Raw genomic sequence first — 26,550 nt, forward strand, 5'->3', positions numbered from 1 at the left:
AAGCCTGCAGGCAATAATGGTACAATCAGGCAGACGCCTTAAAGCCCGGTGTCGACCTCGGCGCGTTTCTTGATGGCCTCGAACTTGGCCTTGATCTTGGCCCGGCGGCGCTGCTGGTAGACCCGGATCACCGGCAGGCTGAGCACATAGCAGACAGTTGCGCAGATGATGCCCGGAATCACCCCGCCGATCATGTAGGGATAGAACACCTCATTGTAGAACAGGTGCAGCCCTTGCCAGTCGGCAGGGCGGTCCATGAACAGCGCAATCAGGTTGTCCTTCAGATCACCGCCAGCAGCCAGGAACTTGCCCACCAGGGATTTGTCGACTTCCTGGTCAAACTCCGTCCCCAACAGCCAATGCCCGGTCTGCAGCGACGCGACGCCAATCGGCACATAGGTCAGCGGATTGCCAAAGAACGTGGCGCTGAGCGAGGCCAGGATATTGCCGTTCATCATCCGCGCAATGATTGCAGCGACAAAGAAATGCAGGCCGTAGAATGGCGTGAAGGTGGTGAACACCCCCGCCCAGATGCCGCGGGCGATGCGTTCGGGCGAATCGGGCAGGCGCCGGACCCGGTGCTTCACATACAGGAACGCCCGCCCCCAGCCGCCGCGCGGCCAGAGGAAGTCCGCCAGCGCCCGGAGGGGCGGACGTCTGTCCCGGCGCCTGAATACCAAAGCTGTCCGTCCTTCCCAGTTCCCGGCCCAGTTCCCGGCTCAGAGTTTCAGCGGTTTACCCCGGAAAGTGGCGCTCTTCCGGCTTTTCCCGGAACCGCGCCACCGCGGCGACATCGCTTTCTGCTTCGAGCGTCAGCATCAGCGAGTGCAGCTGCTCCACATCCCGCAGCTCCACATTGATCATGAGCCGGTAAAAGTCTGGTTTCCTGTCTACAAATTCCAGGTCCGAGATATTGGCCTTTTTCTCGCCAATCAATGTGCAAATGCGTCCCAGCACGCCAGCGTCATTGCCGATGGTCAATTCCAGCGTGGTGCCATAGGCGGCCGGGTGGGTGCCGCTGTGCCACTGGACGTCCATCCAGCGCTCCGGCTGGTCCTCGAATTCGCCCAGCTTGTCGCAATCGGCGGCGTGCACCACCACCCCGCGGCCGCGGTAGGTGATGCCGATGATGCGCTCGCCCGGCAGCGGCTGGCAGCAGGTTGCGCGCTCAAAGCTCTGGCCTGGCTCAAGGCCAATCACTGCACGGCGCGGAGAGATTTCGTCGCCATCGCCGGTTGTGGTCAGTTCCGGGTAGACCGACTGCACCACATCATGCGCAGTGATTTCCGCGGCACCCAGCCGCGCCAGAAGCTCGTCCACGCCGCTGGCACGCAGGGCGCGGGCGGCGGTTTCCAGGGCCTTGTCGGTGGCCTTCTTGCCGACGTGCTCAAAGGCGGAGCGCGCCAGCTCGTGGCCCAGCTTGACGAACCGCGCCCGGTCCGCCTCGCGCAGGGCGCGGCGGATGGCGGTGCGGGCCTTGCCGGTGGTGGCAATTTCCAGCCAGCTGACCTGCGGGGTCTGCCCCTCAGCGGTGATCACATCGACCGACTGGCCATTGCGCAGCCGGGTCCACAAGGGCACCCGGATACCGTCCACCTTGGCGCCGACGCAGGAGCTGCCGATACGGGTGTGGATGGCATAGGCAAAGTCGATCGGCGTCGCGCCCTTGGGCAGCTTGATCACGTCGCCCTTGGGGGTGAAGCAGAACACCTGGTCCGAATACATCTCAAGCTTCACAGCTTCGAGGAATTCGTCGTGATCGTCCTCAGCGTCGAACTGTTCAGTCAGCGAGGCGATCCATTTTGCCGGGTCCACAGCAAAGGGGTTTTCGGTGCGCACGCCGTCCCGGTAGGACCAATGCGCCGCCACGCCTGTTTCCGCCACATCATGCATCTGGCGGGTGCGGATCTGCACCTCCACCCGCTTGCCGTCGCGGCCCGAAACGGTGGTGTGGATCGACCGGTAGCCGTTGGATTTCGGCTGGCTGATGTAGTCCTTGAACCGGCCCGGCACGGCCCGCCAGCGCTGGTGGATGGCGCCCAGCGCGCGGTAGGCATCCTCTTCGGACAGGGTGATCACCCGGAAGCCATATATGTCCGAAAGCCGCGAAAAGCCCTGATCCTTGGCCTGCATCTTGCGCCAGATCGAATAGGGTTTCTTGGCGCGGCCAAAGACCTCTGCCTCTATGCCCGCTTTTTCCAGTTCCAGCCGCATATCACCGGTAATCCGGTGGATCACGTCGCCGGTTTCGCGTTGCAGGGTCACAAAGCGGCGGATGATCGACTGGCGCCCTTCCGGGTTCAGCACGCGGAAGGCCAAGTCCTCCAGCTCCTCGCGCATCCACTGCATACCCATGCGGCCTGCCAGCGGCGCATAGATGTCCATCGTCTCGCGCGCTTTCTGGGCCTGCTTCTCCGGGCGCATCGCCTTGATGGTGCGCATGTTGTGCAGACGGTCGGCGAGTTTGACCAGAATGACCCGCAGGTCCTTGGACATCGCCATGAACAGTTTGCGGAAGTTCTCCGCCTGCTTGGTCTCACGGCTGGAAAGCTGCAGGTTGGTCAGCTTGGTGACACCATCGACCAGCATCGCCACCTCTTCGCCGAAACGGCGGGAGACTTCCTCGTAGTTGGCTTTGGTGTCTTCGATGGTGTCGTGCAACAGCGCGGTGATGATGGTTGCATCATCCAGGCGCTGTTCGGTCAGGATGGCGGCCACCGCCACCGGATGCGTGAAATACGGCTCGCCCGAGTGGCGGAACTGCCCGTCATGCATCTGCTCGCCAAACGCAAAGGCGTCCGCGATCCTGTCCGCGTTTGTTTTGGGATTGTAGTTGCGGACCAGAGCAATCAGGTCGTCAGGGGAAATCATGTCCGGTCCGCAGCCTCAATAGTCCAGACGCGCGCCTCAGCCCTGGCCCTGGGCCTCCATCAGTGCGCGCAGCAGTTTCTCTTCCGACATGTCATCGTCAGCCGGCTTGTCGTTGTCAGCGCCCATCAGCAGAGCCATGGAATCTTCTTCCGGCTCGTCAACTTCGATCTGGGTCTGGTTGCTCTCGATCAGGCGCTCGCGCAGGTCGTCGGCGCTCTGGGTCTCGTCGGCGATTTCACGCAGGGACACAACCGGGTTCTTGTCGTTGTCGCGCTCGACGGTGATCGGGGCACCTGCCGAGATCTCGCGGGCACGATGCGCAGCCAGCATCACCAGCTCAAAGCGGTTGGGCACTTTATCGACGCAATCTTCAACCGTCACGCGGGCCATCAGCGACTCTCCATATCATTCCTGGTCCAGAAGGCAGACATTTACGCCCATATCTTTCTCTTGACAAGGGCGGAAAACACCGCATTGCGCGGCTCAGAGCGGAGTCACTTCGGCCACGTCCTGCGCTGGCAGCTCCGCCAGCATCTCTGTCACGGTTTTCTGCAGCACCGGGTGGCGCCAGCGCGGCGCGATGTCGGTCAGCGGCACCAGCACAAAGGCCCGGTCCTGGATGCGCGGGTGCGGCAGGATCAGCTGCCCCGGTGCTTCCTGCATCTGTTGCTCCAATGGCAACCCCTGCCAGCGGGCATAGGCCGCCGCATCGGGCAGCACGGCGCCGTCATAGTCCACCAGGTCCAGATCCAGCGTCCGCATCCCCCAGCGCTGCTCCCGCACCCGTGCGAACTGCGCCTCGACCTGATGCAGCCGCGCCAGAAGGTCACCTGCGGACAGCGCGGTTTCCAGGGAAACCGCAGCGTTCACATAGTCCGGCCCGGCGCCGGCCGGGAAACAGGGGGTTTGAAAGAACCGCGACACGCAGCGCAGGGAAATCTCCTCCGACTGCAGCGCCCGGATGGCCTTTGACAGGGTGATCTGAGGCGCATCAGCGTCAGCTGGCAGGTTGCCGCCAAGAGCAATCAGCGCCGTTTTGCGGTTTACGGCCATCTTTGACCCTATTCAAACGGACAGTATACTTGCGGCAAATGACAAATAACTTACATTAAGTCTACCCGTTTCGCCGATTTCAAGCATTCACTCACGGAACCCCCGGCCGAGACGGATATACCGGAAGGAAAATTTTGATGTTTTACAAGGACGAACGGCTCGCGCTGTTCATAGACGGGTCAAACCTGTACGCCGCGGCCAAGGCGCTCGGGTTTGATATCGACTATAAGCTTCTGCGGCAGGAATTCATGCGCCGCGGCAAGCTTCTGCGGGCCTTTTATTACACCGCTCTGCTCGAGAACGACGAGTATTCACCGATCCGGCCTCTAGTCGACTGGCTGCATTACAACGGCTTCACCATGGTCACCAAACCGGCCAAGGAATACACCGACAGCATGGGCCGCCGCAAAGTCAAAGGCAACATGGACATCGAATTGACCGTCGATGCCATGGAGCTGGCACCGCGGGTGGACCATATCGTGCTGTTCTCGGGCGATGGGGACTTCCGCCCGCTGATTGCCAGCCTGCAGCGCCAGGGCGTGCGCGTTTCGGTGGTCTCGACCATCCGCAGCCAGCCGCCGATGATCTCTGACGACCTGCGCCGCCAGGCCGACAATTTCATCGAGCTGGAAGAGCTGCGCGACGTGATCGGCCGCCCGCCGCGCGAGCAGAGCGAACCGCGTTCCGCAACAGCCGCCCACGGCTGACCGGAGACGCTGGAAACAAACCGGAACAGGCATCAGATGGGGTGGCGCCTGTTCCGGAAACACTTAGTCGTGCGCGTGACCCTGGCTGTTGATCTGGTTGTGGCGCGCGATGACATCTGCGGGCCAGCGGCTTTTGACATAGGCGAGCACTTGACGCAGTTCCGCGTCGCTCAGCACGCCGCCGAAGCCTTCCATGCGGCTTTTGTAGCCACCGCCAGCAATTGCCGCCACGCCTTTCCTGACCACTTCAAGCAACTGCTCATCCGGATGGTGCCACGCATGACCGGTCCCGTCCAAGGGCGGCGCGGGCAGATAGCCCTCGCCGTCCCGCGTCTGCCAGTCAGCCTCCCCCTGCAGGTCGCCGCCATGACAGCTGGCGCAGTTTTCCTCATAGACCGCACTGCCTGCTTCAACCTCAGCCGGATCATCATACGGCAGGATACTTGCGGGCCCGGCGCCTGCAGCGGAGAAGCCAAAACCCGCTTCGCCCGCTAGAACCAAAACCGCAGCCCGCGTGAATGCCCGTATCATTTCTGCCTCCCGTCCTGGCGTGCCGCAAAACTATCTGCCGCCTTCCGGCGCTGGAAGCTGAAATCACACTCGCGTGAGGCGCCCGCGGCACTGGACCTTGCCGCTCGAAGCGCTTACCTCTGGCGCGCAAGGAGACGCCCATGACCAAGCCAGCCCTGACCCTCTACCTCGCCGCGCCGCGCGGCTTCTGCGCCGGCGTGGACCGCGCGATCAAAATCGTTGAAATGGCGATCGGCAAATGGGGCGCGCCGGTCTTTGTGCGCCATGAAATCGTGCATAACAAATTCGTGGTCGACAGCCTGCGCGAAAAAGGCGCGGTATTTGTCGAGGAGCTGGATGAATGCCCGGATGACCGCCCGGTGATCTTCTCCGCGCACGGGGTGCCGAAATCTGTGCCCGCCGCGGCCGAAGCACGCGAGATGATTTATGTCGATGCCACTTGCCCGCTGGTCTCCAAGGTGCACATCGAGGCCCAGCGCCACGCCGAGGCCGGGCTGCAGATGATCATGATCGGCCACAAGGGCCACCCCGAAACCATCGGCACAATGGGCCAGCTGCCTGAGGGCGAGGTGTTGCTGGTTGAGACCGCCGCAGACGTGGCGACGGTTGAGGTGCGTGATCCGGACCGGCTGGCTTATGTAACCCAGACCACCCTGTCGGTGGATGACACCAAGGGCATCGTTGCAGCGCTGGAAGAACGGTTTCCCAACATCATCGGCCCGCACAAGGAAGACATCTGCTATGCCACCACCAACCGTCAGGAGGCGGTGAAATCGGTGGCGCCCAAGGCCGACGCCCTCTTGGTAGTCGGCGCGCCGAATTCCTCCAACTCCCGCCGCCTGGTCGAAGTCGGTGCCAAGAACGGCTGCGAGTATGCCCAGCTGGTGCAGCGTGCCGAGAACATCGACTGGCGCGCGCTCGAAGGCATCCGCTCGGTTGCCATCACCGCCGGCGCTTCGGCCCCGGAGCTGCTGGTCAACGAGGTGATCGACGCTTTCCGGGAGCGCTATGAGGTGACCGTGGAAGTCGTGGAGACCGCGGTGGAAACAGTGGAATTCAAGGTGCCCCGCGTGCTGAGGCAGCCTGCGTGAGCGCACAGACCAGAGTGCATACTAAGTGACAGAAATTACACCCGCTTCAGGCGAACCGTGGTACGCCTAAGGTCCCGGGCATTTTTCTGGAGCCGTTTTCATGATCACGCTGCACTTTCTGATTACCGCCTTTGTCGTCGTCCTCGCACCGGGCACGGGTGTCATCTACACGCTGGCGCTTGGTCTCGGCCAGGGCTGGCGCGCTTCCATCTGGGCCGCAATCGGCTGCACCTTCGGTATCCTTCCGCATCTGGCCGCGGCCACGCTGGGGCTGGCGGCGGTGCTGCACAGCTCTGCTCTCTTGTTCCAGATCGTCAAGGCCGCGGGCGTGGCCTATCTCGTGTACCTCGCCTGGCAGGCGCTGCGCAGCGGCGGCGCGCTGGCTGTGTCCTCGAAACGCACCAGCCAGCCCGGCTGGAAAATCGCCTGGCGCGGCGCGCTGATCAACATCCTGAACCCCAAACTGTCGGTGTTCTTCCTGGCCCTGCTGCCACCGTTCCTGAGCGGCAATCCCGCCAGCGCCACGCTGGAAATGTCGGTACTCGGGCTGGTGTTCATGGTGATGACCTTTGCCATCTTCGTGCTCTACGGGCTGTTTGCCGCCCAGGCCCGCACTTACCTCTTGAACAGCGAGCGGGTGCTGAAGTGGCTGAACCGCGGCTTTGCGGCCGTCTTTGCAGGCCTTGCTGCCCGGCTGGCCATGGAACGCGCCTGACCCTGCCCGGGAGAGATCCAGATGAGTGATGACAGAACCATCAGCGTCTACGACGACCGCGCGGCGGATTACGCCGAGCTTTTCACCGGCAGAACGGACCCGGGGGAGGAGGCTGATTTTCAGGCCTTCACTGCACGACTGCCCGAAGGCGGCACATTGCTGGACCTTGGCTGCGGCCCCGGCCATTGGGCTGCGCGTTTCCGGGATGCCGGCTTTCGGGTAGCTGCGCTTGATGCCTCGCCGGAAATGGCAGAGGCGGCTCGCGCGGCCTATGGGATTGAGGTCATTACCGCCGGGTTTCACGCGCTGGATGCAGAGGCGGTGTTTGACGGCATCTGGGCCTATTTCAGCCTGCTGCATGTGCCGCGGGAGGAACTTTCCGTTCACCTGACCGCCCTCCGCCGGGCGCTGACCGAAGGCGGCACGCTATGCCTGGCAATGAAACTGGGCGAGAGCGAAGGCCGCGACGAGCTGGGCAGGTTCTATGCGTACTACAGCGAGGACGAGCTGCGCGAAAAACTCGAAACCGCCGGCTTCACCCTGCTCGGCGCCCGCCGCGGGACAGGCAAAGGACTGGCTGGCACTGCCCAGGAGTTCGTAGTACTGACGGCGCATGCCTGAATTATTTGCTTATACCGACGGCGCCTGCTCTGGAAATCCCGGCCCCGGCGGCTGGGGTGTTCTGCTGCGCGCCATGGACGGTGACACCATCGTCAAAGAAAAAGAACTGAGCGGCGGCGAGGCGGAGACCACCAACAACCGGATGGAACTGCTGGCCGCAATCAACGCGCTGGAAAGCCTGGCGCGGCCGTCCACCATCACCGTGGTCACCGACTCGGCCTATGTGAAGAACGGCGTCACCGGCTGGATCTTCGGCTGGAAAAGGAACGGCTGGAAGACGTCCAGCAAGAAACCCGTGAAGAATGTCGAGCTGTGGCAGCGCCTGGACGAAGCGCAAGCCCGCCACAAGGTGACCTGGGAATGGGTCAAGGGCCACGCAGGCCACCCTGAAAACGAGCGCGCGGATGAGCTGGCGCGCGCAGGCATGGCGCCCTTCAAGAAGAAGAAAAGCGCCTGATGCGCAGGGTTGCCGTATGACCTTTCTGGCGCTGCTGGACTATGCCTCGGTGCTGGTCTTTGCCCTTTCCGGCGCGCTGGTCGCCAGCCGGGCGCAGCTGGATATTGTCGGCTTTGCCTTTGTTGCCTGCCTGACCGCGCTTGGCGGCGGCACGTTGCGCGATCTGCTCTTGGACCGCAACCCGGTGTTCTGGATCGGCAACCCCAACTACATCCTGCTGGCCGCGCTGGCCGCCGTGGCGGTGTTCTTCACTGCGCATCTCTTGGAAAGCCGCCTGCGCTGGGTGGTCTGGCTCGACAGCTTTGCCCTTGCCATTGCTGTACCTGCCGGCACCGGTGCCGCGATCTCGCTGGACAGCCCGCCGGTGATCGTCGTGCTGATGGGTATGGCCACCGGCACCATGGGCGGGCTGATGCGCGACGTGGTCTGCAACGAGGTGCCGCTGGTGCTGAAACAGGGCGAGCTTTACATCACCTGCGCCATGGCAGGCGCCATCACTGCCGTTGCGGCCATCTGGCTGGGGTTTGAGCTGAAGTTCGCGCTGCTGGCCTGCGCCGGGGTCTGCTGGGTGCTGCGGGCAGGCTCCATCCTGTTTGGCTGGCACCTGCCGGTCTACAAAAGCCGCCCGCCGCGCAGCTAGGAAAGGCGTCTAGCGCTGGACGTATTTCTGCCAGAGCCAGATCAAAACCAAGGCGCCCAGCACCGCGCCTATGAAACCGGCCATGAAGCCCATCACCGCCAGCAGTGCGCGCAGCACCAATCCGCCGATCAGTGCCCCGGCCATACCGATGCAGACCGTGGTGATGATATCGGTTTCGAGTTTCATCAGCCTGGTTGCCAGAAAGCCTGCCGCGGCGCCGATGATGATCAGGGCAATGATGGGCATCAGACCCTCCGGTTACAGGCGGCTGCCCTTGGGAACCGGGAAGCCGCGCAGGAATACATCGGGATCCTGCGCGCTTTTGCCCGCCCGTTGCAAGCGCAAGAGCTGCACTGCTCCCTCGCCGCACGCCACGATCAGGCTGTCGTCCAGCACCTCTCCGGGCGCGCCCTGCCCCTCCGCCAGCCGTGAGGCCAGCAGCTTGACCCGCTGGCCTTCGATCTCGCACCAGGCACCGGGGAAGGGCGACAGGCCGCGGATCTTGCGGTCCACCTCCGCCGCCGGACGCGTCCAGTCGATCTGCGCCTCCGCCTTGTCAATTTTTTCGGCATAAATGACGCCATCTTCCGGCTGCACTTCCGGTGTCAGCTCCGGCAGGCGGCTCAAGGCTTCGGTGATCAGCGCTGCACCCATTGCAGACAACCTGTCGTGCAACTGCGCGGTGATTTCTTCCGCACCGATGGCAGTGGCCTCGCGCAACAGCACCGGACCTGTGTCGAGCCCCGCCTCCATCTGCATGATGCAGACGCCGGTTTCCGCGTCGCCCGCCATGATCGCGCGGTGAATCGGCGCCGCACCGCGCCAGCGCGGCAAAAGGCTGGCGTGGATGTTGAGGCAGCCATGCGCGGGCGCGTCCAGCACCGCCTGCGGCAGGATCAAGCCATAGGCCACGACCACCGCCACATCTGCATTCAAAGCGGCAAAGGCCTCTTGCTCCTCCGCGCCTTTCAGCGAGACCGGGTGGCGCACCTCCAGCCCCAAGGCCGCGGCGCGGGCGTGGACAGGGTTTGGACGGTCCTTCTTGCCGCGGCCCGCAGGCCGGGGCGGCTGGCAATAAACGGCGGCAACCTCGTGCCCGGCCTCCACCAGCGCATCCAGCACCGGCACTGAGAAGTCAGGCGTTCCCATGAAGATAATGCGCATCAATGCCTCCGTAGGGTGGGCAATCTGCCCGCAAATCCCTGCCCCGATTGCCCGGCAGCCTGCTGCCAGGGCGCGAACCGGACCGCAGGCGATCCGGGAATTTAGATCAGCCTCAGCCGTTCAGCTTCTTCGCCTTGCGGATCAGCATGTCGCGTTTCACCTTGCTGAGGCGGTCAAAATACATCTTGCCATTCAGGTGGTCGATCTGGTGCTGCACCGAGGTCGCCTCGATACCGACGAAATCCTTGCGGTCCACCGTGCCCTGCTCATTGATGAAGCGGACGGTCACCGCCCGCGGACGTTTGATCTTGGCGGAGACGCCGGGCAGGTTCGGGCTGGCCTCGTCATGCTCGCGCAGCTCGACCGAGGCGTGCAGGATCTCCGGGTTCGCCAGCTTCACCGCGCGGCCGCGCTCGGTGGAGCCGTCCACGACGGCCAGCCGCAGCATCACGCCAATCTGATTGGCGGCCAGACCCACACCCGGCATTGCCTCCATCGTGTCGACCATGTCGTTCCAGATTTCGCGGATCTCGTCGGTGATCTCTGTCACCTCATCAGCCTTGGTGCGCAGGCGCTTGTCGGGCCAGGGCAGGCAGGTGCGGACGGTCATGTCTGGTATTTCCTCAGGCGCGGGCGCGTTCGCGCTTCAGCTTCTGCATCTTGCGGGTGATCATCTGGCGCTTCAGCGGCTTCAGGTAATCGATGAACAGCTTGCCGTTCAGATGGTCGATCTCATGCTGCACGCAGGTCGCCCACAAGCCGTCAAAGGTTTCCCGCTGCGCGTTGCCGTCGCGGTCCATCCATTCGACCTCCACCACCTTGGGGCGGGTGACCTCGGCGTATTGATCCGGGATCGACAGGCAGCCTTCCTCATAGACGTTGGTCTCGTCCGAGGAAGAAATGATCTGAGGGTTGAACATCACCAGAGGGCGCGGGTCGCCATCCTCTTCCTTGACGCAATCCAGCACGATCAGCCGCTGCAGGATGCCGATCTGCGGCGCTGCCAGGCCAATGCCGGGCGCGGCGTACATGGTTTCCAGCATGTCGTCCGCCAGCACGCGCAAGTCATCGCTCAGGTCCGGCACGGGCACGCAAACCTTTTTCAGGCGGGGATCGGGATGGATCAGGATCGGTCGTTTCATGCGCTTCATGTATGCGATTGCAGGCCCCATCGCAACGCCCCCCTTGCGCACGCTGCCGCAGTGGTTAGCTTCGCATCCAACGATACGGGAGTTCACAGATGAATTTTGACAAACCCACAGACCGCCGCGGCACCCACAGTTCGAAATGGGACAAGATGGAGCAGCTGTTCGGCGTGTCCCCTGAGGATGGCCTGGCGATGTGGACGGCGGACTCCGACTATGAAACCGCGCCCTGCGTGATCGAGGCCGTCAAAAAGGCCGCGGAGCATGGCGTGTTCGGCTACTCCTGGCAGCACCCCGAGTATCTGCAGGCGGTGCAATGGTGGATGAAGAACCGCCACAGCTGGGACATTGAGACCGATTGGATCCTGACATCCCAAGGTCTCGGCAACGCCATCGCGCTTTGCCTCGATGTCTGGAGCCAGCCAGGCGACGGCGTGGTGATCTTCTCGCCCGTCTATCATGAGTTTGCCCACAAGGTGAACAAGGCGGGCCGCAAGGTGTCCGAATGCCCGCTGGCACGGGACGGCGACACCTACAATCTGGACCTGGACGATGCACAATCGCGCCTGAACGGGACGGAGAAGCTGCTGCTGTGGTGCTCTCCGCAGAACCCCTCGGGCCGGGTCTGGACGCCGGAGGAACTGCGCGCGGTGGCCGAATTCGCCAAGCGCAACGGGCTGATCCTGGTCTCGGATGAAATCCACCACGATCTGGTCTATCCGGGCAGCACCTTTGTGCCGATGGACGTGGCCGCGCCGGACGCTCGGCCCTGGACTGTGACCCTGACCGCGCCCTCCAAAACCTTCAACATCGCAGGCCAGCGCACCGGCAACATGATCATCCCCGATCCGGACCTGCGCGCAGCCATGCGGCACCGCCAGGCCACGCTGGATTATGATCCCAGCGGCCTCGGCGTGGCGATGATCATGGCCGCCTATTCGCCCGAAGGGGCAGAGTGGGTCGATGCACAGATCGCGCATCTGGAAGGGAACAAGAAACTGTTTGACGAGACGGTCAACGCCCTTCCCGGCCTCAAATCCCTGCCGCTGGCCTCCACTTATCTGGCCTGGGTCGATTTCTCCGGGACAGGCATGAGCCGCGAAGAATTCATCAAGCGCCTGCGCGAAGTCGCGAAAATCGCCACCTCTCCTGGCGATGGTTTCGGCACCGGCGGCGAACTCATGGAGCGGTTCAATCTGGCGACCCAGCGGTCGCGGGTGGAGGAAGCCTGCCGCCGGCTGACCGCAGCCTTCTCGGACCTGCAATAAGCATGAAGCGCCTGCTGCGCCTCTTGGCGCTGGTTGCTTTGACCGGCGCCGCCTGGATGGCCTGGCAGGCCTTTGCCCCGCGTCCCGTGCCGCCGCCGCAATCTGCGGCGGTGGACCGGATCGACCGTATCCTGATCGAGAAATCCGCCCGCCGACTGACCGCCAGCCGGGATGGCGAGATGGTCCTGGAGTTCCCTATCGCGCTTGGCTTTGCCCCTGCTGGCGATAAGGAACAGGAAGGCGACGGCAAGACGCCGGAGGGCATCTTTCGGATCGACCGGCGCAATCCTAACAGCGCCTATCACCTGTCGCTGGGAATCAACTATCCGCAGCCCGATGACCGTGCCCGCGCGCAGGCGGCAGGTGTTAGCCCGGGCGGCGATATTTTTATCCACGGGCAGCCCAATGCAGTGGGCAATCTGGTCACCCTACCCGGCGACTGGACCGCCGGATGCATCGCTGTCAGCAATGAACAGATGGAAACGCTCTGGCGCCTGGCAGAGATAGGAATTGAGGTTGAAATCCGCCCCTGAACCGCTTCAAATCTTGCCCTGCGACTGGTCGAAAGGGATAAGCCCCGCAGGCGCATCCGGCGACTTGTAGAAATCCACCGGCGCCTTGTCGGCGGTAGGGGTGGAGCGCTTGAATTCATAACGCATCTCGCCGCCCTCTTCCTCGCCAGCCACGATCAGGCATTGCGACACATGACGGGCGCCGTCGTAGATATCAACCAGCCCGCGCAGCATCGGTGCGGTTTCCGCCTCGACCGAGAAACCGGTCTTCCACAGCCGCAGCACCGGATAGAGCTCATTATCCGCCATCACCCGCAAACGGCTCTTGCGCCGCATCCCCTGCAGGCGGGCGGTGTCCAGCGCTTCCTGCACGGCTTTGGGTACGTAGGTGTTCATGTCAGCGGCCTTCCAAATGCTTCGGTTTACACGGGTCCTTCTTTCAACGGTGCGTCACAAATATATAAAATCAAGTAAACATTTTCGAAAATTTGACGGCCGCGCAATTTTGTTGCTGCTGTGCAGGAGTGCAGAAGGCCTGCGCGCTGGCCTGCATAGGCGCACGCCCCTTGCCCGCATATGTTTGCCAAGCACAGCAGCAGGAGCAGACGCGATGGGCCTTTTGATCGACGGAAAATGGCACGACCAGTGGTATGACACCGACTCTACCGGTGGCGCCTTTAAGCGCAGCGAATCGCAGTTCCGCAACTGGATCACCGCCGACGGCAGCGCGGGCCCGTCAGGCAAGGGCGGCTTCCCGGCGGAAAGCGGGCGCTATCATCTTTACGTCTCGCTTGCCTGCCCCTGGGCGCACCGCACGCTGATCTTCCGCCAGCTGAAGGGGCTGGCAGAGCATATCTCTGTCTCTGTCGTGCACCCCGACATGCTGGGTGAAGGCTGGACCTTTGAAACCGACGAACATGGCGCCACCGGCGACGGCCTGTTCGGCAACTCGCATATGCACCAGATCTACACCCGCGCCGATGCGGAATACACCGGCCGGGTGACGGTGCCGGTGCTGTGGGACAAGGAGCAGAACACCATCGTCTCCAACGAAAGCGCCGAGATCATCCGCATGTTCAATTCGGCCTTTGACGGGATCACCGGCAACAGCAATGACTACTGGCCCGAGGAACTGCGCGAGCCGATTGAGGCCGTGAATGCCCGCGTCTACAGCACCATCAACAACGGTGTTTACAAATGCGGCTTTGCCACCTCGCAGCAAGCCTATGACGAGGCCGTCGCGCCGCTGTTCGAAAGCCTGGACTGGCTGGAAGATCTGCTGTCGCAGCACCGCTACCTGCTGGGTGAGCGCATCACCGAGGCCGACTGGCGGCTGTTCACCACCCTGTTGCGTTTCGATCCGGTCTATCACACCCACTTCAAGTGCAACCGCAAACGGCTGATGGATTACCCGAACCTCTGGGCCTACACCCGCGAGCTGCACCAGTGGCCGGGTGTGGCGGAGACGGTCGGCATGCAGCACATCGTGCGCCACTATTATTACAGCCATGACACCATCAATCCGCATCGGATCATCCCCACCAACCCGGATATCAACTGGCAGGAACCGCACGGACGCGGCTGACTCACGCGATTGCGTCTGCACCACCGTAAATAGGGAGTTCACGCCCCGCACAGCATAGGTTAATACGCGCAGTGCCTCAGATGGCAGCCGGCCCTGGCCGGTGTGAACTCTCACCGGTGGCGACTGCGATGCATGACCTCTCTCACGACCCCGCAACCCAGCCCCGCGATCACGGCGGCAATCTGAGTGCAGCGATCGCCGAATTCGGCGGCAGCCGCGACGGCTGGATCGACCTTTCCACCGGCATCAACCCGCACCCCTATCCGCTGCCGCAGTTCAGCGCCGGTGACTGGGGCGCGCTGCCGGATGCGGATGCGCTGGCCGGTCTGGAACAGGCCGCCCGCAGCTTCTGGAATATCCCGGAGGAGGCCGCTGTTCTTGCCGCCCCCGGCGCCTCTGCTCTGATTGCCGCCCTGCCTGCGCTGGCCGAGCCGCGCTGGGTGCAGATCACCAAGCCCACCTACAACGAACACGCCGCCGCATTTGAGGCCCGCGGCTGGATTGTCCGGGTGCATGGGCCTGCGGAGGCCAAGGTGGCTGTGCATCCCAACAACCCGGATGGCCGGATGTGGCGCGAGGACGAGCTTACCGCACCGCTGACGATCATCGACGAAAGCTTCTGCGATGTGTGTCCGGGTGAAAGCCTGATCCGCATGGCTGCCCGCCCCGGCGTTGTCGTGCTGAAGAGCTTTGGCAAATTCTGGGGCCTGGCCGGGATGCGGCTGGGCTTTGCCATCGGCGACCCCAAGCTGATTGCGCAGCTGGCCACCTGGCAGGGCCCCTGGGCGGTCTCCGGCCCGGCCCTGCGCACCGGCACATTGGCCTTGCAGGACAATGCCTGGGCCGAAGCCACTCGCACCCGGCTGCATCAGGATGCCGCCCGGCTGGACGAACTTGTGCTCGCCAAGGGTGCCAGCTTGGCCGGCGGCACCGACCTGTTCCGGCTTTACCATGTGGATGATGCCGCTGCCTGGCAGCAAAAGCTGGCCAGCGCCCATATCTGGAGCCGCATTTTCCCCTATTCCAAGACTTTCCTGCGCCTTGGCCTGCCGCCTGCGGACGGCTGGGACCGTCTGGAGGCCGCGCTGTGACCACCGCCGGAATGCTTGCCGTGGCCCTGCTGCTGGACGCCGTCCTGGGCGAGCCGAAATGGCTGTGGTCGCGCCTGACCCACCCTGCGGTGCTGATGGGCAGGCTGGTCGGTTTCCTTGACCGTAAGCTCAACACCGGCCCCAGCCGCCGCCTCAACGGCGTGCTTGCGGCAGCGGCCCTGGTTCTGGCAGGCCTCATCGCGGGCAAGCTGCTGGCCCTGCCCGGTACACTGGTCGAAATTCTGGTGGCGGCCGTCCTGATCGCCCAGCGGTCCCTGACCGAACATGTTGCCGCGGTTGCCAAGGGCCTGCGCAGCAGCCTGGAGGAGGGCCGCCAGACCGTGGCCATGATCGTTAGCCGCGACACTGGTGCCATGACCGCACCGCAGGCCGCGCGCTCCGCCATCGAAAGCGGTGCTGAGAACCTGTCGGATGGCGTCATTGCGCCTGCCTTCTGGTTTCTGATCGCCGGGCTGCCGGGGCTGATCATCTACAAGATGGTCAACACCGCCGACAGCATGATCGGCTACCGCAACGACCGCTACCGGGACTTTGGCTGGGCCGCCGCCCGGCTGGACGACCTGCTGAACCTGATCCCGGCCCGGCTGACCGGGTTGATGATCGCCGCCGCCGGCGGCCAGTTGCGCCACTGGCGTGCCATTGCCGGGGATGCCCGCAAGCACCGCTCTCCCAATGCCGGCTGGCCGGAGGCCGCGATGGCGCGGGCGCTGGATACATCGCTGGCAGGCCCCCGCTCCTATGACGGCGAAATGCGCGATTTCGCCTGGGTGCACGCCAAGGGCACCAAAAGCGCCAGCGCCGAAACCATCACCCGTTCCGTTGCGCTCCTTTGGCAAACCTGGGCGCTTGCGCTGGCCCTGACGGTTGCCATCGCCGCAGTTTTCTAGCACATAAGTTCCTGTGGGAGCGGTAAGACCAAGGAGCGCCAGAACCATGCGCCTATTGCCCTTTGTCCTCGCAGCGGCCCTGCTGCCTGCGGCAGCGGCGGCCCAATGCGGCGGCGGCTTTCAGAATTTCGTGAAACTGATGAAGGACGAGGCGGTTCAGGCCGGGTATGACAACGCCACGGTCAATGCTTTCTTTGCCGGCACCCGTCAGGACCCCCGCGTGCTCAAGGCCGACCGCGGCCAGGGCGTGTTCCAGAAACCCTTCATCGACTTCTCCCGCCGCCTGATCTCGCAGAACCGGCTGAAAACAGGCCGCCAGATGGCGCAGAAACACGACACCACCTTCCAGCGGATCGAAAGCACCTATGGCATCGACCGCGGCGTGCTGCTGGCCTTCTGGGCGTTCGAGACCGACTACGGCGGCTATCAGGGCGATTTCAACACCCGCGACGCGCTGGTCACCCTGGCGCATGATTGCCGCCGCCCGGAACTGTTCCGCCCGCAAGTGTTTGCCGCGCTGGAAATGTTCAAGCAGGGCAACTTCGACCCGAAACGCACCACCGGCGCCTGGGCAGGCGAGATCGGCATGGTGCAGATGCTGCCGGGAGACATCCTGCAGCACGGCGTTGATGCCGATGGCGACGGCAAGGTCAGCCTGAAATCCTCTGCCCCCGATGCGCTGATGTCCGGCGCACGGATGCTGTCGCATCTGGGCTGGCAGCCGGGCCAGCCCTGGCTGCAGGAAGTCACCATCCCCGAAGATCTGGACCTGTCTCTCAGCGGCACTGCACGAAAAAAGTCGGTTGCCCAATGGCGTAAGCTGGGTGTCTCCGCCCGCGACGGCAGCCTGCCGGATCCGTCGATGCGCGCCTCGCTGCTGCTGCCGCAGGGCCACAAGGGGCCGGCCTTCCTCGCCTATCCGAATTTCGACGTCTATTTCGAGTGGAACCAGAGCTTCACCTATGTGCTGACCGCCGCCTATTTTGCCAACCGGCTGCAGGGCGCGGATGTCTATGAGGCCGGCAGGCCCGACAATGGGCTGAACGGCGCCCAGATGAAGCAGCTGCAGCAGAAACTGCAGGCCCGCGGCCACAATGTCGGCGACATTGACGGCATCCTTGGCGCCCGCACCCGGGTTGCGGTGCAAAAGGAGCAGCAGCGCCTCGGCCTGCCTGCCGACGCCTGGCCCACGCCCGCGCTGCTGAAGAAGCTTTAACGCACCGGGAACCTTTCGCCCTTTTCGGTGATCAGGATGATCCGGCTGCCGTTGCGGACAAACAGGTCGCAGCGCCCGAACCCGTTGGTAAAGTCCACGCAGATGCTGCCATCGCCGGCAATCCGGTAGGTACCCCAGGCGGTGCCGCCGCCGTTCTCCGAGGAGTAGGTATAGGCATAGGCCCCGCCGCTGCCGTATTGCGACTCGCCCCCGTCAAAAAAGCGGAAGGACTGTCCAGGCAGCGCGTCCAGCTCCGCTTGCGCAAAGGGCGTGTCGCCGGGGCGCAGCTGCCAGCTGTCCGCCGCGGCGGTCCCAGCGGGCAGGCAAAGGAAAAGGGGCATGATCCATTTCATGCCCCCACCCTAGCGATTGATCCTGCAATCCGCTGTCACGATCCGGTGACAGGCCGGTTTACCAGTCGATGAATTCTTCAAACTCCTGCAACGCCCGGTTCCATTTTCCGACGGCCAGGGCAAAATCATCCGAAGTCATGCCGTCATTCCCAAGCAGCACATCCATCTCGATCCGGGCAGAGCCTTCCTCGGAGACATAGGCACGGGCAAAACGGTTATTGGTGTTCCATTCGTTGATCTTGGACAGGCGCACGCTGCCGTCTGTCTGGTAGCCGGAGAAGAACTGGATCGCATCACAGTTGGCGTTGTCCTCGCAGCCGTAGTAGTAGACGGAAAAATCGTTGCCGTAATATTCGACTTTCAGGTTCGGATCACCAACGCTGTCGGTGGTCACTTCGACCTTGGCGCCTTCGTCCTTAAAAAAGTTGGCGACGCTGTCGCCTGTCTTGGCCACCACATTGCCAGCCATCGCGGCAGCCGGGGTCATCAGCACCGCAGCAGCGGCAATTGCTTTGAGCATATTCATTTGTCACTCCACAAAACTTTGTCTTTGCAAACAGGCCCCGGCACAGATCCCCCCTGCGCCAGCCAGACCTCAGGCCACCATCGCCTCTGCCTTCTTGAGGTCAACCGAAACCAGCTGGCTGACACCCTTTTCCTGCATGGTGACGCCAAAAAGACGATCCATCCGCGCCATCGTTACCGCGTGATGGGTAATGATGAGGAAGCGGGTGTCGGTCTGGCGGCACATCTCGTCCAGCAGATCGCAGAAGCGGGTGACGTTGGCGTCATCCAGCGGCGCGTCGACCTCGTCCAGCACACAGATCGGTGCCGGGTTCGACAGGAACACCGCAAAAATCAGCGCCATCGCGGTCAGCGTCTGCTCGCCGCCCGATAGCAGCGACAGGGTCGACAGTTTTTTGCCCGGCGGCTGGCACATGATCTCAAGCCCCGCATCCAGCGGGTCGTCGCTTTCGACCATCACCAGATTGGCCTCGCCGCCGCCGAACAGATGGGTGAACAGCATCGCAAAGCTGTTGTTCACCTGCTCAAACGCGGTCAGAAGCCGCTCGCGGCCCTCTCGGTTGAGGCTTGAAATGCCGTCACGCAGGGTCTTCACCGCGCCTTCCAGGTCCAGCTTTTCAGCCACCAGCGTGTCATGCTCGTTCTGCACCCCGCGGGCGTCTTCCTCAGCCCGCAGGTTGACCGCACCCAAGGCGTCGCGCTGACGCTTGTAGCGGTCCACATCGTGCTCCAAATCATCCGAGGCCGGCATCTCATCCGGCGACACGCCCAGCTTCTCCAGCAGTGCCTGCGGGGTGATCTGCTGCGCCTCGATGATCCGGCCCGCCGCCTGCGTGACGGCTTCCTTGGCCGCATCGCTGCGTGCCTCGGACCGTGCCCGCGCCTCGCGCGCTTCCGACGCCAGCCGCTCGCATTCGCGCTCCTTATGGACAGCCTCGCGCAGTTCTGCCTCAGCTGCGATCAGCGCCTCGGTCGCTGCGGACTTGCGCGCTTCAGCCTCAGAGATTGCCTCGTTCAGCTCTTCGCGTTTCTCGGCAATTTCCGCCGGGACCGCATTGGCCTCTTCCAGTTCCTCCTGCGAGGCCTCGCGACGCTCCGCCAGCTCCTCGATCCGCGCCTCGGCGCTTTCCAGGCGGTGGCGCCAGCCGGACAGCTCCTTGGTCACTTCCTGCCCGCGCTTGGTGCGGGCCTCGCCCTCGCGGCGCAGCTCGTCATGGCTGGAACGGTGGGTCAGCATGGTGATCCGCGCCGCCTCAACCGACTGCTTGATATCCTCAACCGTAGTGCGGGCCTGGTCCAGATTCCCCAGCTCTCCCAGGGCCTTCTCAGCCTCTTTCAGCTGCAGGCCGGCGCTCAGCGCATCTTCCTCGTGGCGCGACACCGCGATGCCCAGGGTTTCCAGCTTGCCCTCGGCCAGGTTGCGGTCGGCCTCGGCCCGGCTGAGCGCACGGGCCGCATCGGCCACCCGCTGATCTGCCACCCGGCGCGCCTGGCGGGCGTTCTGATCGGCCAGCGTCACCTCTTCCAGCTTGCGCAGCAGCATCTCATGCGCGGCGCGGGCACCGTCGGCAGTGGCGCTGACACGCTCCATTTCCTGCTTCAGCGCTTCCAGCTTATTGAGCTGTTCCAGACGCAAGGCAGCGGCACTCGGCGCGTCCTCGGCCCAGGCGCGGTAGCCGTCCCAGCGCCACAGATCGCCTTCCAGCGTCACCAGCCGCTGGCCGGGCTGCAACTGCACCTGAAGGCCCGCTGCAGCATCGCCATCCACCAGTCCGATCTGCGCCACCCGGCGCGACAGGGCATCGGGACCGGAGACAAACAGTGCCAAGGGCTGCGCACCCTCCGGCAGTGCCGCGTCGCGGTCATAGCCCGGCAGGGACAGCCAGCCGGTCGGCCCGTCGGCATCCGCCAGCGGCGCGCGCAGATCATCCGCCAGCGCTGCGCCCAAAGCCTTCTCATACCCCGGCGAAACAGTCAGCTCATCCAGAACCTGGCCGCCTTCGGCGGTGTCGCGCTCCACCAGCTTGGCCAGCGCCGTCACCTCAGCCCGCAGCGCGCCCAGCTCTCCCTCTGCCTCAGAGCGCTGCGAGCGTGCCTCGGCCTCGCGGGCCTGAGTTTCGGTGCGCGCCTCGTCCGCCGCTTCCAGCGCCTCCTCTGCCATCTCAGAGGCTTCACGCGCCTCTTCCTCAGCCGAGACAGCCGCCTCATACTTCTCCACCGCCAGCTTCAGCGCCTCCTGCGCCTCGCCTTGGGCAGCGCGGGCCTTCTCTGCCTCGCCCTCGGAACGGCCCAAGGCGCGCTGGCAGTCCTCGACCGCACGCCGCGCTGACTGGTGCCGCGCCGCCAGACGGGCCACATCCTCTGTCACCTGCGTCAGATGGTCCTCGCGCGCCTGCAGAATCGAGCCTGCATCGCGCGCCAGCTCCGCGGCCTCGGCCAGCTTGCCGTCATGGCCGTCGCCAGCCTTGGACAGCTCCCGCTGCTCCCATTCCAGCCGCTCGATGGTTTCGCCAGCGTCCTTGTTCAGGCCCGCCTCACGCTCGATGTCGTTGCCCAGCTGCACGATCCGGCTGCTGAGCCGTTCGATGGTCTGGCGCGCCTGCGCCTCCTGATCGCCCAGCGAGTCGCGCTGCACCACCAGCCGCTGCAGGATAGCGGCCGCAATAGCCTCTTCCTCGCGCAGGGGGGGCAGTTTTTCCTCAAACGTGCCGCGCTGAGCGGCAGCGGCACGCACCAGCGCCTCCGCCTTGGCAGCCTGCTCGACGCGCACCCTCAGCTCATCCTCTGAGGCCAGCCGCAACTCATCCGCCTCGCGCCAGCGGCGGTAGAGCAGCATGCCCTCGGCCAGCCGCAGCTTCTCGCCGATCTCGCGATAGCGCTGCGCCTGCCGCGCCTGTTTGGCCAGCTGCGCCAGCTGTGCCGCCAACTGCTCGATCACGTCATCGACGCGCAGCAGGTTGGCCTCGGTGTTCTTCAGCTTCAGCTCGGCCTCGTGGCGCCGCTGATAGAGACCAGAGATCCCGGCTGCCTCTTCCAGAATGCGGCGGCGCGCCTTGGGCTTCGCGTTGATCAGCTCGGCAATCTGTCCCTGCCGCACCAGCGCCGGCGAATGCGCGCCGGTAGACGCATCGGCAAACAGCATCTGCACATCGCGCGCCCGCACGTCCTTGCCGTTGGATTTATAGGCGCTGCCCACATCGCGGGTGATGCGGCGCACGATCTCCAGACCGTCGGCATCATTGAACCCCGACGGCGCCAGCCGCTCCGAGTTGTCGATGTTCAGGCTCACCTCGGCAAAGTTGCGCGCAGGCCGCGACGAGGTGCCGGCAAAGATCACGTCCTCCATGCCGCCGCCGCGCATCGCCTTGGCGCGGGTTTCCCCCATCACCCAGCGCAATGCCTCCAGAAGATTGGATTTGCCGCAACCGTTTGGACCCACAACCCCTGTCAGCCCATCGGCAATGACCAGTTCGGTAGGATCGACAAAGCTTTTGAAGCCGTTCAGCCTGAGCTTGGAAAACCGCAAAGCTGCCCCTTCGTGATTCCGTATCGAGAAAGTTCAGCGGTTCCTACCCGCTGAGTCAACGCTCCGCACCCCCAAATCGGGGCGAATTCTGCTCAAAACACACCATATCTTGTGGATAACCCGCAGGATCCGGCGGTGTTTTGCCAAGCAGCAGCCTGTCAGGCCTCAAAGGGACCGCAACAACCGCCCCAGCCGGGCAATGCCTTCCTCGATGGCTGTATGGTTGGAATTGGAGAAGCTCAACCGGATCGTGTTCTGGCCGCTGCCATCGGCAAAAAACGCCTGGCCGGGGACAAAGGCCACCCGTTCCGTCTCCAGCGAACGCGCCAGCAGGTCTGCGCCGCTCATGCCATCCGGCAGGGTCACCCAGATGAACATCCCGCCCTCAGGCCGGGTCCACTCCACGCCCTCCGGCATATGTGCCGCCATGGCCGCCAGCATCACGTCGCGGCGGCGCTGATAAACCGCGCGCAGCTGCTCAACATGTTCGCCGAAACAGGCCTCTGCAACGCCATGCACCGCCATCTGGTTGATCGATGAGGTATGCAGATCCGCCGCCTGTTTCAGCAGCACCATCTGCGCGATCACCGGCTTGGCCGCCACCGCCCAGCCGATCCGCACGCCCGGTGCCAGCGTCTTGCTGAAGGTGCCGCAGTAAATCGTCCGGCAGTCCTCGATCGAGCCCTTCTGTTCAATCTCCAGCGCCAGCACCGGCGGCACCGGCTCCCCGTCATAGCGCAGCGACTGATAGGCCGCGTCTTCGATGATGGCACAGTCCAGCGTGCCCGCGATGTCCAACAGCCGCAGCCGCCCGGCGTGGTCCAGTGTCTCGCCGGTCGGATTGGCAAAGTCCGGCGACAGATAGGCGAATTTCACCGCGCTGCCGGCCTCCGCCGCGCCTTCGGCATAGCTTTCCGCGGTGCGGTTTCCATTCAGCGACAGCCGGTCATAGCGCGGCTCATAAGCGTTGAAGGCCGCCAGCGCCCCCAGGTAGGTCGGCCAGCCGACCAGAGCAGTGTCACCCGGCGACAGGAACAGCTTGCCCAGGTAATCCAGCGCCTGCTGCGAGCCGGAGGTGATCAGCACGTTCTCAGCCTCGCAGACAATCCCGATCTTCGCCATCTCCGCCACGATCCACTGGCGCAGCGGCAGGTAGCCTTCGCTCACGGAATACTGCAGCGCCTGCACCTGCCGCTCCGGCGTCAGCGCGGTCTTGAAGGCTTCGGCGAACTCATCCGCCGGGAACAACGCCGGATCGGGGATACCGCCGGCAAAGGAGATGATGTCCGGCTGGTCCAGCAGTTTCAGCAATTCACGGATTTCGGACGCCTTCATCCGGCTGTTGCGGGTGGCAAAGATCTGGTCCAGCTGCATGGCTCTCTCCTCGCTGAGCTTCCATGATCACGGTAGGAGGCTCCAAAATAAAGTCAATAATGCTGACCTATTGTTACAGCCTTCGTGATGCGTTGCTCTTGCAGCCACCCGCCCCGCGTGGTCATATAAATTGACCAATCCGCCAGAGCGACCAGATGCCCTTCCAGAAAGTCCAGCCCGAGAAACTCTCCGCCTCCGTCGTCAAGCAGATCGAGCAGCTGATCCTGCGCGGCATCCTGTCGCCCGGTGAACGGCTGCCTGCCGAACGGGAACTGGCCGAACGGCTCGGCGTTTCCCGCCCCTCCTTGCGCGATGCCATCGGTGAGTTGCAAGACCGCGGCCTGCTGGCGTCCAAGGCCGGCTCCGGCGTGTTTGTGGCCGATGTTCTGGGTTCCGCCTTCTCCCCTGCCCTGATCCAGCTTTTCGCCACCCATGATGAGGCGGTGTTCGACTACCTCTCCTTCCGCCGCGACATGGAAGGGCTCGCTGCCGAGCGCGCAGCCCGGTTCGGGTCGGACTACGACCTGCAGGTGATCCAGGCGATCTTCGACAAGATGGAAGCAGCCGGCAATCCCGCCGTGTCCGAGGAAGCGGCCAAGCTCGACGCCCAGTTCCACTCCGCCATCATGGACGCCAGCCACAACGTGATCATGCTGCACATGATGCGCTCAATGTTCGATCTGCTGCGTGAGGGCGTGTTCTACAACCGCCGCATCATGTTCCAGCAGCACACCACCTATGAGGCGCTTCTGGAGCAGCACCGCGCCATCAACGCCGCTTTGCAGGCCCGCGACCCGCAAGCCGCCCGCACCGCGGTCGAGGCGCATCTGGATTATGTCAAACAGGCCCTCACCGACCACCAACGGGCTGAGCGCAACGCCGAGGTGGCAAAGCAGCGGCTGGAGCATGAGACGGGGAAGGGGTAACCGTCAGCGTTGCAGTTGCCGGATAGCATCTTCTATGGACTGAATACGGGCCGCTGAGTTCGGATGCGATGACATCCACTCCGGTGGCTCGGCCATTTCGGACTGCACGGTTTCAAAGAAGGTTATCAGCCCTTCGGGCGCATACCCCGCACGCGCGGCCAGCTGAACGCCGAATTCATCCGCCAAAGCCTCCTGCTCCCGGCCGTACTGCAGCGACAGCAGTACATTGCCTTCAAGCAGAATGTCCTCAAGCAAGGGCCCGGTGTCCCCGGCCACAAATGCTACAACCGCATACAGGCCGAGTGAGCGGTAAACCTGGCGAAGTCCGTGCTGCTCTACCACATGACCGATTTCGTGCCCGAGGACCCCGGCCAGAACGTCCTCGCCAGGAAAACGGTCCATGAACGCGTCGGACACCATAACGGTGCCGCCAGGCAAGGCGACAGCATTGGGTCCCATTCCAGGCATCTCGCGGAACAGCAATTGAAAACTGACACCATTCGGGGTGTCCTGCAGATGTTCCAGAAGCGTCTGGAATACCCTTCTGGCGCGTTCCTTTTCATCTGCACCAAGTTCGGAGGGCTCCATCAGAGCAAAATCCACAGCTTCAATGGTGCCCCGGTCCATCTGCTGCAGCACGACAGGAGGGGTCATCGCCGCAGCTGCCGACGCCAGCACGTCCAGGCCGTATTTCCAGACCAGGAATGCGGACAGGACCGCCAGGGCCGTAAATGCGGCAAGACGCGGCCGGAATTGCTCAAGCGCATGCAACCAATCGCCGCCGGCGCCGCCGCTCAGCGTCAGGACGGCATCGTGGTCATCCGTTTCAAACATCGTGCCATCCGGCAGCGTCAGCCGGCGCGGCTGGCGCCCCAGCGGCGGATCCAGCGAGACGTCCGCCCAGGCGGAACTGCCAAGCGTCTCCCCATCACGGGTGACGATATCCACCTGCCTCACGGCCGTGCCTTGAGGCTCAAGGTGCAACAGCAAGTCTGCCTGCATCAAGCGGGACGAAAGGCGCGCATAGGCGCGCCCTTCGATCTTTACCGGCAAAGGATAGTTTGCTCCCATTTAGACCGGGAGCCCCACGTCAATGCCTTCGAAATCGGTATAGGCATCGCCCACAGCAGAGGTCCGGCGGCCCTGCACGTCAACAAAGCTGTCCAGAGACGATCCCAGCACCACCCCGGTATGGGCGGTCAGATACCGGACCATGCGGACCTGAGCCCACGGCAAAAGCAAACCCAGGCTGCAGACCACGGCAACCATGTTGGTCACAGCGAGCCACATAAGGGTGCCTGCGGAGATATCGGACCTGAACTGATGTCCCCCTTCCAACGCGGTGTTGTTGTACACGGCGTTCCGGGTCATCGCGTGATACAGCAGGACAGCCGGCAGGAACGCGAGGAAAAAGATCCCGTAGAAGCCGGCCATGAAGAGCAGCACCGCGGTTGGGTCCGGATTCGGCGATGCAAAGGAGTCCTGGAAGGAAGTCATGACCGTTGTGCCCAGCGGTGCAAAAACCGCGGCCCCGACGATCACCACCCATGCCAGAGCGGCAAAGAAGGCTTTGTAGAATGGCCCCAAAGGCGCCTCGAAATGAAACGCTGCGGTGCCCAGGCTGTGGTTGTCAATGCTGAAGCGTTTGACTGCCCGGTCCAGCAGCGGGAAGGTCAGATAGGCGGTGAGCGCAGTAAGGATGGGATAGATCAAGTAGACGAGAAAGGCCTTTCCGTACCCCGCCGAGAAACCGAAGCGGACGTTGGAAAAGCTTGTCATCCGCGCATTGAACATCATCGCCCGGATGATCAGCCAGGGAAAGACGAAAACCAATGCCAGCAGCAGAACCGGAGCCAGCATGGGTACCATCGTCAGAATAATGTTGTAGATCACAAAGGCCCCGAAAACGATCAGCCGCCCGACAAGAATCTGGCCTCCGGTTGCGTGATAGTCGAAGTTGCGGCCTTCGACATAAGTGTTGTTGTAGAAATACTTGTGACGGCGGACTTTAGCCCAAGCCGAATAGATGCCCAGCGTCAGGATGCTGAGCAAAAGATTTACAATCCAGATCCCAAACCATTCTTTCGCATTGCCGCGAAACTCAAATCCGCTGATGTTTGCGCTCATTTGCCAATGTCTCCAATAATGCCGCAGGCCGCTTTTCCGTAATCCGGCCATGCCCAAAAAACATGCGGGTTGCCTACCTGCATAGGAAGAACATTTCCAGACTGGACAACTTTAAATGCAGTCCTGTTGCCCAAAGGCGCGCCT

At 63.4% G+C, this 26,550-nt stretch carries 29 protein-coding genes; 13 read left to right on the forward strand and 16 right to left on the reverse strand.

Features of this window, described 5'->3' with window-relative positions; genetic code table 11:
• Positions 1 to 38 precede the first annotated feature (38 nt).
• The 4 genes from GC1_RS17525 to folK form a co-directional block, all read right to left on the reverse strand.
• On the reverse strand, positions 39 to 680 hold the full coding sequence (locus GC1_RS17525; RefSeq protein ID WP_019296605.1) for a DUF2062 domain-containing protein: 642 nt from the start codon (positions 678 to 680) through the stop codon (positions 39 to 41).
• Between the two features lie 55 nt (positions 681 to 735).
• On the reverse strand, positions 736 to 2,871 hold the full coding sequence (locus tag GC1_RS17530) for a RelA/SpoT family protein (RefSeq protein WP_019296606.1): 2,136 nt from the start codon (positions 2,869 to 2,871) through the stop codon (positions 736 to 738).
• A 36-nt stretch (positions 2,872 to 2,907) separates the two neighbouring features.
• Positions 2,908 to 3,261 carry a DNA-directed RNA polymerase subunit omega gene (gene rpoZ, locus GC1_RS17535; protein ID WP_019296607.1) on the reverse strand — a complete coding sequence of 118 codons (354 nt, stop codon included), beginning with the start codon at positions 3,259 to 3,261 and terminating at the stop codon, positions 2,908 to 2,910.
• A gap of 93 nt (positions 3,262 to 3,354) precedes the next feature.
• Positions 3,355 to 3,924 carry a 2-amino-4-hydroxy-6-hydroxymethyldihydropteridine diphosphokinase gene (folK, locus tag GC1_RS17540; protein WP_019296608.1) on the reverse strand — a complete coding sequence of 190 codons (570 nt, stop codon included), beginning with the start codon at positions 3,922 to 3,924 and terminating at the stop codon, positions 3,355 to 3,357.
• A 137-nt stretch (positions 3,925 to 4,061) separates the two neighbouring features.
• Here folK and GC1_RS17545 point away from each other — a divergent pair, with 137 nt between their 5' ends.
• Positions 4,062 to 4,631: a LabA-like NYN domain-containing protein gene (locus GC1_RS17545; RefSeq protein ID WP_019296609.1), complete on the forward strand. Its 570-nt coding sequence runs from the start codon at positions 4,062 to 4,064 to the stop codon at positions 4,629 to 4,631.
• Positions 4,632 to 4,694: 63 nt separating this feature from the next.
• Here the strand turns inward: GC1_RS17545 and GC1_RS17550 are convergent, their stop codons facing one another.
• Positions 4,695 to 5,162: a c-type cytochrome gene (locus tag GC1_RS17550; RefSeq protein ID WP_019296610.1), complete on the reverse strand. Its 468-nt coding sequence runs from the start codon at positions 5,160 to 5,162 to the stop codon at positions 4,695 to 4,697.
• 140 nt (positions 5,163 to 5,302) lie between these two features.
• On the opposite strand from GC1_RS17550, the gene ispH reads away from it, so the two are divergent.
• The 5 genes from ispH to GC1_RS17575 all read left to right on the forward strand — a co-directional run bounded on the left by ispH (position 5,303) and on the right by GC1_RS17575 (position 8,686).
• Positions 5,303 to 6,253, forward strand: a complete 951-nt coding sequence (gene ispH / locus GC1_RS17555; protein ID WP_019296611.1) for a 4-hydroxy-3-methylbut-2-enyl diphosphate reductase — start codon at positions 5,303 to 5,305, stop codon at positions 6,251 to 6,253.
• A 100-nt stretch (positions 6,254 to 6,353) separates the two neighbouring features.
• Positions 6,354 to 6,968, forward strand: coding sequence for a LysE family translocator (locus tag GC1_RS17560; protein ID WP_019296612.1), 615 nt, complete (start codon positions 6,354 to 6,356; stop codon positions 6,966 to 6,968).
• Between the two features lie 21 nt (positions 6,969 to 6,989).
• Positions 6,990 to 7,589 carry a class I SAM-dependent DNA methyltransferase gene (locus GC1_RS17565; RefSeq protein ID WP_019296613.1) on the forward strand — a complete coding sequence of 200 codons (600 nt, stop codon included), beginning with the start codon at positions 6,990 to 6,992 and terminating at the stop codon, positions 7,587 to 7,589.
• A complete protein-coding gene (rnhA, locus tag GC1_RS17570) occupies positions 7,582 to 8,046 on the forward strand; it encodes a ribonuclease HI (protein WP_019296614.1) in 465 nt (154 codons plus the stop codon). Before GC1_RS17565 ends, rnhA begins: the two co-directional genes overlap by 8 nt.
• Positions 8,047 to 8,062: 16 nt before the next feature.
• Positions 8,063 to 8,686, forward strand: coding sequence for a trimeric intracellular cation channel family protein (locus tag GC1_RS17575; protein ID WP_019296615.1), 624 nt, complete (start codon positions 8,063 to 8,065; stop codon positions 8,684 to 8,686).
• Positions 8,687 to 8,695: 9 nt separating this feature from the next.
• Here the strand turns inward: GC1_RS17575 and GC1_RS17580 are convergent, their stop codons facing one another.
• From GC1_RS17580 to def (GC1_RS17595), 4 genes are all read right to left on the reverse strand, one after another.
• Positions 8,696 to 8,932: a GlsB/YeaQ/YmgE family stress response membrane protein gene (locus tag GC1_RS17580; RefSeq protein ID WP_019296616.1), complete on the reverse strand. Its 237-nt coding sequence runs from the start codon at positions 8,930 to 8,932 to the stop codon at positions 8,696 to 8,698.
• A 12-nt stretch (positions 8,933 to 8,944) separates the two neighbouring features.
• The gene (gene fmt / locus GC1_RS17585) at positions 8,945 to 9,850 is read right to left on the reverse strand and encodes a methionyl-tRNA formyltransferase (protein ID WP_019296617.1); all 906 of its coding nucleotides are present in this window, start codon (positions 9,848 to 9,850) and stop codon (positions 8,945 to 8,947) included.
• Between the two features lie 112 nt (positions 9,851 to 9,962).
• Entirely contained in the window at positions 9,963 to 10,460 is a 498-nt protein-coding gene (gene def, locus GC1_RS17590) for a peptide deformylase (RefSeq protein ID WP_019296618.1), read from the reverse strand.
• A 13-nt stretch (positions 10,461 to 10,473) separates the two neighbouring features.
• The gene (gene def / locus GC1_RS17595) at positions 10,474 to 10,992 is read right to left on the reverse strand and encodes a peptide deformylase (protein WP_029204849.1); all 519 of its coding nucleotides are present in this window, start codon (positions 10,990 to 10,992) and stop codon (positions 10,474 to 10,476) included.
• Between the two features lie 98 nt (positions 10,993 to 11,090).
• On the opposite strand from def (GC1_RS17595), the gene GC1_RS17600 reads away from it, so the two are divergent.
• On the forward strand, positions 11,091 to 12,263 hold the full coding sequence (locus GC1_RS17600) for a MalY/PatB family protein (protein ID WP_019296620.1): 1,173 nt from the start codon (positions 11,091 to 11,093) through the stop codon (positions 12,261 to 12,263).
• Positions 12,264 to 12,265: 2 nt separating this feature from the next.
• Entirely contained in the window at positions 12,266 to 12,796 is a 531-nt protein-coding gene (locus GC1_RS17605) for a L,D-transpeptidase family protein (RefSeq protein WP_019296621.1), read from the forward strand.
• 6 nt (positions 12,797 to 12,802) lie between these two features.
• Here GC1_RS17605 and GC1_RS17610 read toward each other — a convergent pair whose 3' ends face one another.
• On the reverse strand, positions 12,803 to 13,171 hold the full coding sequence (locus tag GC1_RS17610) for a hypothetical protein (RefSeq protein ID WP_019296622.1): 369 nt from the start codon (positions 13,169 to 13,171) through the stop codon (positions 12,803 to 12,805).
• A 214-nt stretch (positions 13,172 to 13,385) separates the two neighbouring features.
• Between GC1_RS17610 and GC1_RS17615 the strand changes: the two genes are divergently transcribed.
• The 4 genes from GC1_RS17615 (at position 13,386) to GC1_RS17630 (ending at position 17,575) form a co-directional block, all read left to right on the forward strand.
• On the forward strand, positions 13,386 to 14,360 hold the full coding sequence (locus GC1_RS17615; protein WP_019296623.1) for a glutathione S-transferase family protein: 975 nt from the start codon (positions 13,386 to 13,388) through the stop codon (positions 14,358 to 14,360).
• A 128-nt stretch (positions 14,361 to 14,488) separates the two neighbouring features.
• Entirely contained in the window at positions 14,489 to 15,451 is a 963-nt protein-coding gene (locus GC1_RS17620; RefSeq protein ID WP_019296624.1) for a threonine-phosphate decarboxylase, read from the forward strand.
• Positions 15,448 to 16,359, forward strand: a complete 912-nt coding sequence (cbiB, locus tag GC1_RS17625) for an adenosylcobinamide-phosphate synthase CbiB (protein ID WP_019296625.1) — start codon at positions 15,448 to 15,450, stop codon at positions 16,357 to 16,359. Before GC1_RS17620 ends, cbiB begins: the two co-directional genes overlap by 4 nt.
• Before the next feature lie 46 nt (positions 16,360 to 16,405).
• Complete coding sequence (locus GC1_RS17630; RefSeq protein WP_019296626.1) at positions 16,406 to 17,575, forward strand: lytic murein transglycosylase; 1,170 nt, start codon at positions 16,406 to 16,408, stop codon at positions 17,573 to 17,575.
• Here the strand turns inward: GC1_RS17630 and GC1_RS17635 are convergent.
• From GC1_RS17635 to GC1_RS17650, 4 genes are all read right to left on the reverse strand, one after another.
• Complete coding sequence (locus GC1_RS17635; RefSeq protein WP_237754626.1) at positions 17,572 to 17,916, reverse strand: hypothetical protein; 345 nt, start codon at positions 17,914 to 17,916, stop codon at positions 17,572 to 17,574. The genes GC1_RS17630 and GC1_RS17635 overlap by 4 nt on opposite strands.
• A 70-nt stretch (positions 17,917 to 17,986) precedes the next feature.
• Positions 17,987 to 18,454, reverse strand: a complete 468-nt coding sequence (locus tag GC1_RS17640; RefSeq protein ID WP_019296628.1) for a YbjN domain-containing protein — start codon at positions 18,452 to 18,454, stop codon at positions 17,987 to 17,989.
• Positions 18,455 to 18,523: 69 nt separating this feature from the next.
• Positions 18,524 to 21,979: a chromosome segregation SMC family protein gene (locus tag GC1_RS17645; protein WP_019296629.1), complete on the reverse strand. Its 3,456-nt coding sequence runs from the start codon at positions 21,977 to 21,979 to the stop codon at positions 18,524 to 18,526.
• 165 nt (positions 21,980 to 22,144) lie between these two features.
• Positions 22,145 to 23,353 (reverse strand): aminotransferase-like domain-containing protein, encoded by a 1,209-nt coding sequence (locus GC1_RS17650; RefSeq protein WP_019296630.1) that lies wholly within the window; start codon positions 23,351 to 23,353, stop codon positions 22,145 to 22,147.
• A 155-nt stretch (positions 23,354 to 23,508) separates the two neighbouring features.
• Between GC1_RS17650 and GC1_RS17655 the strand changes: the two genes are divergently transcribed.
• Positions 23,509 to 24,279, forward strand: coding sequence for a FadR/GntR family transcriptional regulator (locus tag GC1_RS17655; protein ID WP_019296631.1), 771 nt, complete (start codon positions 23,509 to 23,511; stop codon positions 24,277 to 24,279).
• A gap of 3 nt (positions 24,280 to 24,282) precedes the next feature.
• Here the strand turns inward: GC1_RS17655 and GC1_RS17660 are convergent, their stop codons facing one another.
• Both GC1_RS17660 and GC1_RS17665 read right to left on the reverse strand, forming a co-directional pair.
• The gene (locus tag GC1_RS17660) at positions 24,283 to 25,350 is read right to left on the reverse strand and encodes a M48 family metallopeptidase (RefSeq protein WP_052257602.1); all 1,068 of its coding nucleotides are present in this window, start codon (positions 25,348 to 25,350) and stop codon (positions 24,283 to 24,285) included.
• Positions 25,351 to 26,406, reverse strand: a complete 1,056-nt coding sequence (locus tag GC1_RS17665) for a YjgN family protein (RefSeq protein ID WP_019296633.1) — start codon at positions 26,404 to 26,406, stop codon at positions 25,351 to 25,353.
• Between the last annotated feature and the right edge of the window lie 144 nt (positions 26,407 to 26,550).

The sequence above is a fragment of the Leisingera sp. ANG1 genome (genome assembly GCF_000203975.2).
In the GTDB taxonomy this organism is placed as follows: Bacteria; Pseudomonadota; Alphaproteobacteria; order Rhodobacterales; family Rhodobacteraceae; genus Leisingera.

Excerpts from the sequence above, each read along its gene's own strand:
- GC1_RS17530 (WP_019296606.1), bottom strand. The coding sequence starts at position 2,871 with ATGATTTCCCCTGACGACCTGATTGCTCTGGTCCGCAACTACAATCCC.
- rpoZ (WP_019296607.1), bottom strand. The coding sequence starts at position 3,261 with ATGGCCCGCGTGACGGTTGAAGATTGCGTCGATAAAGTGCCCAACCGC.
- folK (WP_019296608.1), bottom strand. The coding sequence starts at position 3,924 with ATGGCCGTAAACCGCAAAACGGCGCTGATTGCTCTTGGCGGCAACCTG.
- GC1_RS17545 (WP_019296609.1), top strand. The coding sequence starts at position 4,062 with ATGTTTTACAAGGACGAACGGCTCGCGCTGTTCATAGACGGGTCAAAC.
- GC1_RS17550 (WP_019296610.1), bottom strand. The coding sequence starts at position 5,162 with ATGATACGGGCATTCACGCGGGCTGCGGTTTTGGTTCTAGCGGGCGAA.
- ispH (WP_019296611.1), top strand. The coding sequence starts at position 5,303 with ATGACCAAGCCAGCCCTGACCCTCTACCTCGCCGCGCCGCGCGGCTTC.
- GC1_RS17560 (WP_019296612.1), top strand. The coding sequence starts at position 6,354 with ATGATCACGCTGCACTTTCTGATTACCGCCTTTGTCGTCGTCCTCGCA.
- GC1_RS17565 (WP_019296613.1), top strand. The coding sequence starts at position 6,990 with ATGAGTGATGACAGAACCATCAGCGTCTACGACGACCGCGCGGCGGAT.
- rnhA (WP_019296614.1), top strand. The coding sequence starts at position 7,582 with ATGCCTGAATTATTTGCTTATACCGACGGCGCCTGCTCTGGAAATCCC.
- GC1_RS17575 (WP_019296615.1), top strand. The coding sequence starts at position 8,063 with ATGACCTTTCTGGCGCTGCTGGACTATGCCTCGGTGCTGGTCTTTGCC.
- GC1_RS17580 (WP_019296616.1), bottom strand. The coding sequence starts at position 8,932 with ATGCCCATCATTGCCCTGATCATCATCGGCGCCGCGGCAGGCTTTCTG.
- fmt (WP_019296617.1), bottom strand. The coding sequence starts at position 9,850 with ATGCGCATTATCTTCATGGGAACGCCTGACTTCTCAGTGCCGGTGCTG.
- def (WP_019296618.1), bottom strand. The coding sequence starts at position 10,460 with ATGACCGTCCGCACCTGCCTGCCCTGGCCCGACAAGCGCCTGCGCACC.
- def (WP_029204849.1), bottom strand. The coding sequence starts at position 10,992 with ATGAAACGACCGATCCTGATCCATCCCGATCCCCGCCTGAAAAAGGTT.
- GC1_RS17600 (WP_019296620.1), top strand. The coding sequence starts at position 11,091 with ATGAATTTTGACAAACCCACAGACCGCCGCGGCACCCACAGTTCGAAA.
- GC1_RS17605 (WP_019296621.1), top strand. The coding sequence starts at position 12,266 with ATGAAGCGCCTGCTGCGCCTCTTGGCGCTGGTTGCTTTGACCGGCGCC.
- GC1_RS17610 (WP_019296622.1), bottom strand. The coding sequence starts at position 13,171 with ATGAACACCTACGTACCCAAAGCCGTGCAGGAAGCGCTGGACACCGCC.
- GC1_RS17615 (WP_019296623.1), top strand. The coding sequence starts at position 13,386 with ATGGGCCTTTTGATCGACGGAAAATGGCACGACCAGTGGTATGACACC.
- GC1_RS17620 (WP_019296624.1), top strand. The coding sequence starts at position 14,489 with ATGCATGACCTCTCTCACGACCCCGCAACCCAGCCCCGCGATCACGGC.
- GC1_RS17630 (WP_019296626.1), top strand. The coding sequence starts at position 16,406 with ATGCGCCTATTGCCCTTTGTCCTCGCAGCGGCCCTGCTGCCTGCGGCA.
- GC1_RS17635 (WP_237754626.1), bottom strand. The coding sequence starts at position 17,916 with ATGCCCCTTTTCCTTTGCCTGCCCGCTGGGACCGCCGCGGCGGACAGC.
- GC1_RS17640 (WP_019296628.1), bottom strand. The coding sequence starts at position 18,454 with ATGAATATGCTCAAAGCAATTGCCGCTGCTGCGGTGCTGATGACCCCG.
- GC1_RS17650 (WP_019296630.1), bottom strand. The coding sequence starts at position 23,353 with ATGCAGCTGGACCAGATCTTTGCCACCCGCAACAGCCGGATGAAGGCG.
- GC1_RS17655 (WP_019296631.1), top strand. The coding sequence starts at position 23,509 with ATGCCCTTCCAGAAAGTCCAGCCCGAGAAACTCTCCGCCTCCGTCGTC.
- GC1_RS17660 (WP_052257602.1), bottom strand. The coding sequence starts at position 25,350 with ATGGGAGCAAACTATCCTTTGCCGGTAAAGATCGAAGGGCGCGCCTAT.
- GC1_RS17665 (WP_019296633.1), bottom strand. The coding sequence starts at position 26,406 with ATGAGCGCAAACATCAGCGGATTTGAGTTTCGCGGCAATGCGAAAGAA.